We start from the raw sequence: 12514 nt of genomic DNA on the forward strand, positions 1-12514 counted from the left end.
AAGATGTTTCTTATAGGAGATGCAGGTATCTTCAAAATTCCATATATAATTAGGGAAAATGAATAATTTTGGTAACTTAGAGAAAATTCTTCGATAATAAACTAATTTACACTCCACTTTAAGGTTAAGAACCCTAGCTCTAATTTCTTTAAGGGCAGGTCTTCATTAATTGAGATAAATCTAGAAATTCCATAAACCACCGTTAGCTTTCCGGGATGGCTGTAGCTTTAAATAGATTGGCTATACCTCCCACTTTTAGCTCGCCCCCCTCTGAAATTATATTTTGTTTGAAAACAGATGGGATAAAAAGGAACAAATAAATAGCTTCAAAAGTAAGAACATAATAGCTTAGCGACTTATTAAGCCCTTAATGGTTGTTTTTTATTTTTTATTTCAAACCCGTATGATTAAAGTTTACTTTATTAAGATTCGGAAGCCCCAGGAGAGGTTTCCTCTTACCGCCCGCGTTCTGTTACTGTTGCTTTTACTATTTCAGGTACAGGTAACCTACGCCCAATGGACCCGCCAGAAAAATGCCAATAAACCACGAGCCGAGATGATGAATGTAGTTTACCAAGGTAAAATGTATAGTTTCGGTGGGATTGGTAAATGGCCCCAGGTAGAGCCGGTACCAGAGGTTTATGATCCCGTTCAAAATAAATGGAAAATGTTAGCTCCTATGCCCGCCGGGAAAACCGTTACGCACCAGGGTATTGTAGTAGTCGATGGTAAGGTTTGGCACATTGGCGGCCGTTTGGAAAGTACAGAAGGTCCGCTTACGCACGAAGTTTGGATATACGATATCAGCCGGAATAAATGGTCCAGAGGCCCGGCGCTAAAACATCCGGTTACGGGTAAACCTGTTTCCTGGGGGGGTGGCGGAGCAGCCTTAATCGGGCGCACTATTCACTTGGTAGGAGGCTTTGCTATGACCACTTGTAACGGTGACCAAGATCAATTACACCTGACTCTCGACGTAGACAAATGGGCAGCCAACCCCAAGAGTACCACCTGGGAAAACAAACTAACTCCTATGCCCATTAAACGCAATCACATGAGTACCATTGTTCTTGACGGTAAAATGTACGTTCTCGGCGGGCAATTCGGCCACGATTGCGGGGGCGGTCAGGATAAAAGATATTCGCATGTGTATAATCCTTTAACGGATAAGTGGACCCAGTTAACGGATCTGCCCATGGATCGCTCGCACTGCGAAGCCAGCGTTTTTGCCACCGGCGGTAAAATATACCTGGTCGGCGGGGATGGAGGCGCCAATAAAGTTACCCGGTTTAACCCGGCCGCCAACGGTGGCCGCGGTTCCTGGACCAATCTTCCGGCCCTGGAGCTGCCCCGGCCTTTTATTGCGCTAACGGCAAAAGCAATTAACAACAAATTAATTTTAGCCGGTGGCCGTTTCGAAAATTCGCATACTACCCGTTTAGAAACCTACAGCGCTCCCTTTCCGCAGAACGTTGCTTATAAATTTGGCTTTCTGGAAGATTGTATGAGCCGCACGGTAATTTCAAACGAGAAGATTACCGTAAAAAATTTACTTTATACCCAAGAAGGAGAAAAACAATACCGTTTAACTTCCAGCGCTTCGTGGCTAAAAATCAGCAAAAATGCTACCGGCTGGGCGGTTCCATCGGGAGTTTACGTGGAAGCTAGTATTCAGGCCGACGGCTTACCGGCGGGTAATTATAAAGCTACTATTACCGCAAAAGGAACCGGTGGCGGCCCAAATTTTACGAGTGCCAGTTTCTGCGTAACCTTAAAAGTAACGCAAGGTTCTTCGGTTTTAACTATTACGAAGGCAGGTAACGGATCGGTTGTTAAAAGTCCGGACAAAGAGTATTATTCCTACGGCGAAACCGTGCAGTTAACGGCGAAGCCCGCTAGTGGCTACCGGTTTGCTGGGTGGTCCGGAGATGCCTCTGGTACTGCTAATCCGCTTAAAATAACCCTGAAAGGCAACCGCCAAATTACGGCTACCTTCCGCCGGAAAGAAACAGAGTTAACTATAGTTCGCATTAATGCGGGTGGCGGTACGCAAACAGTTAATGGCGTAACCTGGCGCGGTTGTGCTTCGGAAAATGGCTGCCGCGATTACGTAGACGGTGGTTTTGCTTACACAGAAAAACCTTCCCCCCAAATTACCGGAGCGCAATTTAATAATCTAAACCAAGCCATTTACCAAACCGAGTGGACAGGCGGTGAAACTGGAAGCAATCCCGTACCCAAGGGAGCTACTGCTTTCTCGTACCGCATACCCGTAGCAAATGGTAAATACCTGGTGCGTTTGTACTTTGTGGAGTTAAATAAAAATGCCGACAACCAGCGCGAGTTTGATATTAAATTGGAAGGCAAAGTAATCCAGAAAAACTTTGACATATTTGCTGCGGCTAACGGTATCCACAAAGCCATCTACCGGGAATATCCGGTAACCATCTCCGACGGAGCCGTTAACCTGGCATTCATTCGCCAGATTCAGAATGCTAAAATAAGCGCTATTGAAATTGTACCTTTTAAAACGGCTACCTTAAATAGTAAGCCTATTCCGGATGCTGGTAAAACTCAAACGGTTACCGCTAATTCTGATGGTTATGCGCAAGTTACGTTAAATGCCAGTGCTTCTTATGACAAAGATGGGTACATAGTTTTATACCATTGGCTCCGGAATCTGAAGCACTTAGCTAACGGTGAAAAAACAACGGTAAATTTAGGCGTGGGAACGCACCAACTAAAGTTAGTGATAAAAGACAATGCCGGAGCTTACCGGACGGACTATACCACGGTTATTGTAAAGGCCGGAACCATACCGGCGAAAGCAGATTCAGTAGTAGTTCCGGCCATTGCGGCAAACGCCGATTCGGAAGTATTAAGCCGGAAAGTTACTTCTCCGGCTGAAATTAAGTTACCCACTACAAGTAACCAATTCACCTTACGCGTATTTCCTAACCCCGCTGTTGCCAACGACCGTACCTTTGTGGAAATAACGAACGGCGGTCAGCAGGAAAATATTACTCTTATGCTTTATGATATTACGGGTAAGATTATTCAAACAACTAATCTCACGACCGATGCGGGAGGAGCAGCCCGTACCGAATGGCAGCTTACGGGTAAAGTAAGTTCCGGCAATTACCTCATCCGGGCATCTAGTAAGGCAGGAACTACCCAAACGAAGCTACTTTTCCGGTAAATCCTTTTTTAGTTCTTTACCGTGGACAGATGTTAATCCCCAAAGTAAAAGTTTAGCATTCGTTCTAATGTTTCTAATTAATTTCAGATTTAAATAAAGAATACAGCCGATCTGAAATAATAACAGAATACATGTTCTCCGAACTTAAAAAGGCTTACCGATCGGTAAGCCTTTTTAAATTTCCTTATAGTTTAGAGTAATCTACCAAAGCACTAATTTTTTACCTATATTTTTAAATGGAACGGGCACTAAGTTATACGTAAGCGCAATTTCGTTACTGTTGGCGTTCAAGCGGCGGGCATCCTGAGCGACTGATTCGTAGCTGTAGTTTAACCTTAATTGCTTTAACCGGAAACCAGCGGTAAAAATGTAGGCTAAGTTGTAACGGTAACCTGCACCGGCCCAAAAAGTATTCTGGAATACTCCTTTTACCTGGCCTTCTACCGTTTCTTTTAGTTTCGCATCGTAGCGGTAAATACCATTTACTACTAAGCCAAATTGTTCGGAAAAGCCTTGCCGGTAACCAGCCTGAACAATATGCTGCATCGGAAAAGTATTCATAAAATAATTTTCGTTAGAAGTCAATTTTCCTTGGGCAGCATCCTGTAAAGCATACCCCACATAAAAATTTTCGCCGGCTAAGGCCACTCCTACGTTTACATCTATTTTATTTATTTCATTATTATCGGCTTGAATTAAATTTTGCAACTCCGGATCGTTACTTTGGTCCAGGGTAAGTTGCAGGTAGTCCAGAAAAATATTATTGTAAGTAACCGCTGTTCCCGCCCGCAGGGTTAGTTTTTGGGAAAGATATACTTGCCGACTGTAACTCAAGAACAACTGATTTTCGCGATATGGACCAAAGGAATCGTGCAATAAAGAAACGCCTAACGCATCTTTGGCCCCCAGATACGGATCAGGTCTTTCTTCCTGTAACACTCCGGGCCGTTTACTACGGCTCCAGGCACCCACATCGGCTAAATCAAATTCACCGGAAAAAAATAAGGTGCGGGGAGCATCTTCAAAACCGGTCCACTGATCGCGGTAAAAAGTCTTCAGCTGGGTACCTTCCAAGCTGGTCAAGGCAGGATTAAAATAATGCTTTACCTGCGCAAAGCTGGCAATATGTTTCCGGCTTTGCGCCTGAATTTTTCCGCCTATAAAGACTAATAAAATAACTAGTAAATATTTTCTCATGTTATTTACCTTTTAAGCACGGTTACTACCCCTTTTTTCGTCAGGTTAATATCTGCCACCTGAATGATGTACAAGTAAGAACCCGGTAAAATCTGGCCGTTCATGTTTTGGCCGTTCCAGCCTTTTTCCGGATCTGTGCTAAAAAACAGTCGCACTCCGGCACGGTCAAATACTTCAATCTGCACTTTGTTATAAAACTTAAGTTCGGGTACCGTCCACTCGTCGTTTACGCCGTCGCTATTAGGAGAAAAGGCATTTACAATTTTAAGTTGGTCCGCCGTTAGTGGGTAGGAAGCTTTAGTTAAAGTAAAGCTTTGCTCGATGTTATTATTAAACGAATCAGTAGATTTTACCCGGATAGTAAATGCGGTCTGGCCCGATAAGCCGCTGTTCGATTTTAAAAACAACTGGTCTCCTACTATTTCAAATAATGTGTTATGCGTATCTCCCTGACCGGCCACTAAGGTGTAGGTAAATTGAGTATCATCGGTGTCGGTAGTTGCAAATTTCCCGATTGGTTCGGAAGGCGCTACGTTGGGGCTGAAAGTAGTATTGCTTAGGGTAAGAGCCGTAGGCGCTTGATTTGATTCTACGGATACAATTATTTTTGCCTGCCTGTTACTCAGGTTGCTAGTACCAGGGCTTAACGTAAGAATACCGGTTAATTCGTACTGTCCAATGGCATCCGCATTATAAGAGCCTGGCTCCCAGGTTACCGGAACTTCTTCTTTCTCCCCAGTGGAATACGTAACTTCTACGGTAACCGGCAATGTTAATTGCGGGAAGGTTGTACCAAGGGGCACTCGGAGGTTATTTGGTTGTTTAATATCGACTACATCTTTCGTATTCTTAATAATTTGATTAGTAACCGTTCCGCCTTGATTACCGGCGGCATCTACCAGATAAAACGAAAGGATTAACGGACCATTGGGCAGTTCGGTCAGGTTTAAACCCGTGATATCAAATTGCGCTTGTTCCACTAGCCCCGTGCCCGTGACCGGGGTACCACCATTTCCGCTGGTTATGGTATAGAAATATGTAGTACCAATTTCGGCATTGCTTACTTTTAGTGTACTATTTTCCTGGTTAGTAAGATCAATTTGCGCCTGTTCAAATGCGGCGGCGTAACCAGCTGGCTGGGTACCATCAAATACCAGCTTTAGCTCATTCGAAGCCAGATTACCTGTATTAGAAATATCCTGGGCTACTCCCGCCGTAACATTTACCGTTACTTCACCATCGACCGCCGGCGTGATAATAGCCGTGTAAATTTGCTTACTTACCGCAGTAAAAGCGGATGCAATGGCATTCTTTAAGGTAAGATCCGTTATGTCAAAATTATTAACCTCTTCGCTAAAAGTTATGGTTACTTCAAATGGAGCATTAAGAAGCGTTGGTGCAGTGGTAGAAAGAGTTACTGTCGGTGCATTTAGATCTATCCTCCAGGTGTGGCTGGCTGGAGTAGCGTCCATATTTCCGGCTATATCTACGGCGCGAACCTTAAGTTCATGAGTTCCTTCCGTTAAACCAGTCAAGGCTAATGGATTAGTAGCCGCCGCGTAAGCCGCATTATCCAGGCTGATTTCAAATAAGGCTCCTGTCTCGCTGCTGGTAAAATCAAAGGTGGCTGCCGTACTGTTCGAGTTAGTTAAAGGAGCGGATATAATACTGGTTTCGGGTGCTTTGGTATCTATTTCTACGCGAAAAGGAGCGCTAAATGGACCTTCCTGGTTGGCAGAATTAGTGGCATTGGCGGTGAAGGAATAAACCCCATCCGGTAAGATATTGGGAAAAGCAAAAGTCCAGTTGCCCGCTGCATCGCTGGTAGTTGTGCCCATATCGCCGAGCCCGGCTGCTACTATTTTTACCGTTACTCCAGCTTGAGCAGTACCCGTAAGAGTTAAGGAGTTATCAGCAGTAATGGCATCGGTAGCATTACCGGTATCTTCCGAAACTCCCACCATAACCGGAGTAAGCGGCAATAATCCAACGGTAATGGTAAAAGTTTGATCTAGGGTAATTTTACCATCCGTTACCCGTAAGGTAACGGTATGTAAACCCGCATCGGTTTGTTTTGGGATGCCGCTTAAAACACCCGTAGCCGCATTAAAGCTTAACCATCCGGGTAAAATGGGCGCGGAGAAAATTAACTTATCCGCCACATCGGCATCGGTAGCGGTTAAAGTGTACGCATAATTATTCCCCTCCGAAGCGGAAGTAATTGGCGTGGAAGTAATAACCGGAATATCGTTCATCGGCTCTACAAGTACCGCAATAGTAAGAGAACTAGTCTTGTTTCCGCCGGCTCCGGCTAAGCCATTATCGTTAATGGTAAGAACAACATTATCTGTTCCACTATAATTAGCATTGGGGGCATAAACTAATCCGTTTTTGCTCAAAGTTTCATTTATAGCTGTCAGAGGAGCGTTTATAGTAACCGAATTCGTATTATTAGTAGTAATATCGCTGGCGGCAACGCCATTACTTACGTCATTTTTAATTTTTATTATTCCATTAGCAACAGTAAGCGTTAAGGTTACCTTTTCGGAACCAGCATCCGGATCAGAAACGCGTACATCGGCAATAATTTTTTCTGTATCTTCGAGCGTAGTAGCGGACATTATCGGAATAGCCGCTACTTCCCAGGTAGCTCCTTCGTGAATGGTCCCGTTTTTACCATTAGCCGTGGCATCCGCTAGCGTAGTACCCGTACCTTCGGCAAATTTATAATACACTTCTAAGCCTTCTTCATTGCCCCCTAATTGCTGGTATCTATTTTCCTGAATTTGAGCTTGGGTACGGGCTACGTCCCAGATGCGCACTTCCCGCATTTTACCGTTAAAATAAGCATCGTTGGCCCAGTTACTTCTGGCTAAATAATTAAGAGACCTAACTACATTGCGGGGTACACTCTGGTTACCGGAACCTACTAGCAGGCCATCGATATACAAAGTGCCAGTACCCGCTCCGTTGTTAACAACTGCTACGTGTTTCCAGACCCCAGTTGGAAAAACAGTATTTGCCGCCAAAAAACTACCCTGATTGTTTACAAATGATTGCATTTCCAATTGCTGATTGGTATTGAAGGTAGCTAGAAGATTATCCTGATTGGGGCCATTACCTAAATCAGCCACCCGAGCCCAGTTCTGGTATTGGGTTATGTTCACCCAAGCTTCAATAGTATAATCACCTTCTATCTCTAACTCCGGAATAGATACATACCCTTTTGCCCCATCGAAGTTGAGCACGTTTACGCTTACCGCACTGGTAATAACCGGTTCATCATTAACGGCAGACACCGTACTAGTAGCCGTACCGGAGGCAGCGCTAAATGCCGTAGCGCCCGCAGCCGTAATATCCGCTACGCTATAGGCAGTACCGGTACTTTGATCCCAAGCTCGAAAAATAAACGAGGCTGTTCCGTTAAAATTAGCCGCCGGTACAAACCGGATTTTAGCGGCAGGTGGCAACAGCAAAGCATTAGCATCGGTGGGAGTACCATTTAAATCAAGGTTATTCCAAATATTATTCTGAAAAAATTCCCAAGTTCCATTGGTAACATCTCTGCCGGTAACGGCAATTCCTACCTCTAAGCCCTCCGGCGAAGAAACGGCGCCGGCAATTAAATTAGAGATGAAGGCCCCTTGGTTTTGTTCTACTGCTATATCTTCGACGATAGCCGGCAGAGTAAGTTCGGTTTGGTTAATAACAGGGGCTTGTTTCGTTATCGTTAAAATCGCGCTACCGGAAGTAATCTCCATACCATCGCTAACTACTACCCGGTAGGTGTAATTATTCATCGAATGCGGAACATTGGTAACAGTAAGAGTGTCCGTAGTGGCACCACTATACACTCCCCCGTTCATTATATTGGCGAATGAACCGTTACCGGCATCTACCTGCCATTGGTAAGTTAATGCATCTCCGGTAGCCACAACGGTAAAGCTGGCATTTGCGCCGCTATTTACGGTTACTGATGCGGGCTGGGTAGTGATTTCGGGGGCTTCATTCGCCTTAATTGGGGTAAGAATTGCGCTTTTATTGCTACTATGTTTCTGATTGAATAGAATATTAAAAGGGTAAGAGATAATTCTGGTTGTATAGGCTAGATTTCCGGAGACGCCTTGTAGAGGAGCAATACTATTTTCTAAGCCATTTGCTACAGTATAATTTTTTTGGAGTAGTGAATGATTAAAAGTAACGGGGAAAATAGTAACATTTGAATTAAATACATTATTTGCCTGCCCTTGTTGCCCAGGAACAAACAAAAATTCTAAACTTAAAACAATAAAAAGTACTTTCTTTATCATAAAACTTGATTCTAGACGAATGCTTTTCATTTAGTTTATGCCGACTGGAACATATCCAACAAAGACTAAATTCTGAATTTTAGAATGCTCAAAGGTAAGAACCTTGCCATTACTTTGAAAAATTGAACGATTGCGCTTTTGTTTAAAGCTGGCTACTATCAAGTAATAAGGGTGAAACTTAAATACGGCTAAATATTTTTTCTTGGTACCAAAAAATTAAAATATTCTACTTAATTCTTCATAATCAACTATTTTACGGTAGCTTTTTCGGTTTAATGAAGTTATACTTAATTATTAATTCTGCAAAATCCGGCCTATCTCAAATTAACAAACCTACTCTACCCTGAAATCTCAAAGTAGTGGCCTAAGACTCAATCCTATTTTTTCTGGAGTTTATACCTAATAAAAAGGAATAAGTCGTATGATTAATGAGCAGCGCTAAGAAAAGTTGACACCAGCTTGGCGGTGGAAGGCCTTCTAAGGTTCTGGTGTCGACTTTAGGAGACATTCCGAGGTACGAGAAAAGGAAGCTTAGACCTACCCGGAAGAGCCAAACGAGGCCCGCCGGCCACGAGGCAAACTGGGTACGGCTCCACCGCATCAGCACCACTGCCTGGAGACGGGAACCGGCTCCAAGTAATAACAGCTACTATTACTTTTACCCAAACGTCTTAATAAGTTTCAAGCGGGTATAAATTATCAGGTATTTTTTTGCTTAAATACTTCTAAAACAAGCAGGGAACCGCCAATTGTAATGACAGTTCCCTGCTTGTTAAATATTAAAAGATGCAGAAAATTTATGTTTACTCGATAACTAATTTGGTTTGCGTACTGCCCGAAACCCCGGAAGCTTTTATTATATAAATACCCTGCCGTACCGGCTGGGCTACTGTTATATCCTGCTTGCCTGTTCCTTGTTCATCGGTTACCAAAGTGGTTGTTTGTACAATCTGTCCTATGGCATTGTGCAAAGTTAGGGTAACGGATTCCTGGGCGCTAAAATTTTTCACTTCGGCGTGCAAGTTATCGCCCGGACTCGGATTAGGATAAACACTTACAAATAATCCCGCTTCTTCCTCCGGCATAGCAAATGCTTCGTCGCTAGTAGCTATTCTCTGATTGGCTACACTATTGCTGTTAGCGGGCTTACTTGCCTTCAATAAAGTTATGCGAGGCTGTCCGTCGCCGTTGCCGTCGTAATACTCCGATAGGTACAGGTTACCGGTTTTCACATCTTCAATTACATCTAATGGGTTAGAAAACGGCCGGCGTAAACCCGGTACTTGAATGCCTTCGATCGCGCTAATACTGTTTGGGTTGCTCGTACTCGGGGTTAATACAATAAGATCATCGCCGCCACTAAACCGGCATACCAGCATTCTACCTCTAAGTTTGCCGCCAAAGGCATTGCTTCTGTACTCAATAGCCCCGTTAGGTGAAATATTCAACCCAAAATTATAAATATAACCCCGGTAATTGGGTTCTTTCGGCGTACCGACTTTATAGGCAACTACTTCTCCCGGATCCGTATTGCTGGTTGGGTTACCGCCATTTAAGATATACTCGTGCCGTAAAGTGTTGGGATGCCCGTAATACCCACCTTTCACCACTCTAAATAAATAGTCGCTCATGGTTTGGCGCACATCGAACATCGCCGGGACACTTGCCTTGCTATAAGTCTGTCCGTTGGACCATTTAGTCCCCGAAGGTAAAGCGGGCGTATTGCCCCCGGCCGCCGAACCGTTAGCCGGCACGTACAAAGAACCATTCGAATGCCATACTAAATCATACGCGTTCCGGATACCAGTGGCATACAAAGTTAAAGGCGCGTTTGATGAATAAGGATTGTAAGAACCGCCTTCCTGAGTTTTTACATTCACGGGTAAACCTTGGCTCTGCGCTTTGTTAATATCTAGACGCAATACGGCTGCATTCAATAATCTTTCTGCCCGGTTCCCCCAGGCTCCGTCCAACAAACCCATCGCCGAATTACTACCTTGCGTAAAATACAAAGCACCATCCGGGCCAAAATCAAGGCTATTGGTAGTGTGATCTTTATACGAGCGCGGTAAGTTAGTTACGTAATCAACTACTTGCGGACTGGCTGGATTGTTTAGATTAATACGCGAAATCTTACCTGACCAATCCGGCGCATTGGTAAACACCGGGGCAGAATGGCTAATCCAGGCAATTAAGTTGCTGGAAGTAGCCGAGGGAGCAAACCGTAAACCAATTAGTAAACGCCGACTCGAACCAAAGGGGGAGATAGTTTTATGATTGGTAATCGTTCCGTCTGAATTTATATCCCAACGTTCAATTTTACCGCCGGAAGTAGCCGCGTACAAGCGATGGTCGGGCCCTACCACCAACGACGTGAAACCATCGCTGCCAAAGGAAGTAGTAATTAAGGTTTTCTCCGTGAAAGACACCCCACTTAAATTGCCGGAGGGCTCAGGAGTATTGCCGCTCGTCTTAAACCGGGAGGAAAAAGGGATGAAAGCGTGTCCGTTATCATCTTTTACCTCAGCGGTAATCTGAAACTCATAAGTAGTACTAGCTTTCAGCGAAGCCGATAACGTGATAGCGTCCCCGGCCGCAGAAGAATTAACTGCTGTACCACCTACCAGGGATTTGGTACCCGTGGAACTAACCGTATATAATTTTACCGTACTCGTGTTTACCGTTTTACCACTAATAGAATTTCCGCCCGGGTATTTTAAATCTACGGATACAGATTGGTCTAAAGACACATTAGTAGCGCCATCTGCCGGGCGCACCGCAGTTACGTACGGCCTGATATTAGGAGTGCCGCCGGCCTTCACCACTATAATATACGTGTTTTTTGAACCATCCGCGGGGCTGGCCAGGTTTCCTCCCAGGCTAACGGTACCCGCCGAAAAAGTTTTGCTGTAAACTTGTAAATAACTGATCCGGGGATCATTAATGCCAATTCTTTCAGAAAGTTTCTGCCAGCCGCTCATCCAAGCGGGTAATTTAGTAGCCAAAGGATCGTAGGCCACATACACCGTTGCACTCTGGCTAAGTTGAAAAGAAACTGCTCTGGCACCAGTAAAGTATTTATCGTCGTTAGGGGTTTTAATAAAAGCTTGTTTATTTAACGAGGCAGGAACCGAGGTAATCTGGTAAGATCGATCGGTGTAAAAAGTTGTACCTGTAGCTATAGTAGATAAGGCATAGCCATTACCTGTATAAGATTGAATGTTGCTGACCAAACCAGATGAAGAAGTCTGATTGGTTACTTGAAAAGAAATAGTTAAAGCCGATCCCGTGGTTCCGGTGCCATCTGGCCCGGAGTAAGGTGTACATTTTAAAGTATAGCTGCCGTTTGTTGGTACCCAGGGATAATAATCACCTTTAGCATCCCCGAATAAAGCATAAGGCTTTTCGGTTTGCAATTGCGAGTGCGTTTGGGCGCCGCTTAAACTAAAAATCACGCTGCCCACCGTAGCTGGATCGGTATCCGCCCGGACACTAAGGCTTCGGGTAGGCAAGTTGGCTAAGTTTAAAGTAGCTCCGTTGGTAATTTTTTGAATTTCGCTATTATCGTTTGCATTTATTAAGGTAAAACTAACTACTTTTTCTCCGGCGAATGAGGTAGGCCTATTAGCGGTGGAATAAGTTGTACTTTTAACTACTGTTACCATCTTTGAAGCTACAGCAGCGGCATAGCTTTGGGAATTAATTACGCCGGTAAGAAGTAAAATTACCAGCCACCTGTTCTTTAAAAACTTAATTAATTCTGGATAAAAAGTAAATTTTTTTTTCATGAATGCTACATAAAACAGAA

The 12514-nt window shown here is 44.1% G+C and carries 4 protein-coding genes; 1 reads left to right on the top strand and 3 read right to left on the bottom strand.

The window, feature by feature from the left end; all coding sequences use genetic code 11:
- Positions 1-403 precede the first annotated feature (403 nt).
- Positions 404-3199: a Kelch repeat-containing protein gene (locus AHMF7605_RS14570; RefSeq protein WP_158267514.1), complete on the top strand. Its 2796-nt coding sequence runs from the start codon at positions 404-406 to the stop codon at positions 3197-3199.
- A 201-nt stretch (positions 3200-3400) separates the two neighbouring features.
- Here the strand turns inward: AHMF7605_RS14570 and AHMF7605_RS14575 are convergent, their stop codons facing one another.
- The 3 genes from AHMF7605_RS14575 to AHMF7605_RS14585 all read right to left on the bottom strand — a co-directional run bounded on the left by AHMF7605_RS14575 (position 3401) and on the right by AHMF7605_RS14585 (position 12494).
- A complete protein-coding gene (locus AHMF7605_RS14575) occupies positions 3401-4396 on the bottom strand; it encodes a PorP/SprF family type IX secretion system membrane protein (protein WP_106930494.1) in 996 nt (331 codons plus the stop codon).
- A gap of 5 nt (positions 4397-4401) precedes the next feature.
- A complete protein-coding gene (locus AHMF7605_RS14580) occupies positions 4402-8706 on the bottom strand; it encodes a LamG-like jellyroll fold domain-containing protein (protein ID WP_158267515.1) in 4305 nt (1434 codons plus the stop codon).
- An 803-nt stretch (positions 8707-9509) separates the two neighbouring features.
- Positions 9510-12494, bottom strand: a complete 2985-nt coding sequence (locus AHMF7605_RS14585) for an Ig-like domain-containing protein (protein WP_106930498.1) — start codon at positions 12492-12494, stop codon at positions 9510-9512.
- Positions 12495-12514 lie beyond the last annotated feature (20 nt).

This window comes from Adhaeribacter arboris (assembly GCF_003023845.1).
Taxonomy (GTDB): Bacteria; Bacteroidota; Bacteroidia; order Cytophagales; family Hymenobacteraceae; genus Adhaeribacter; species Adhaeribacter arboris.

What these genes read in the sequence shown, in the direction of transcription:
- AHMF7605_RS14570 (WP_158267514.1), top strand. Translation starts at nt 404, where the DNA reads ATGATTAAAGTTTACTTTATTAAGATTCGGAAGCCCCAGGAGAGGTTT.
- AHMF7605_RS14585 (WP_106930498.1), bottom strand. Translation starts at nt 12,494, where the DNA reads ATGAAAAAAAAATTTACTTTTTATCCAGAATTAATTAAGTTTTTAAAG.
- AHMF7605_RS14575 (WP_106930494.1), bottom strand. Translation starts at nt 4,396, where the DNA reads ATGAGAAAATATTTACTAGTTATTTTATTAGTCTTTATAGGCGGAAAA.
- AHMF7605_RS14580 (WP_158267515.1), bottom strand. Translation starts at nt 8,706, where the DNA reads ATGATAAAGAAAGTACTTTTTATTGTTTTAAGTTTAGAATTTTTGTTT.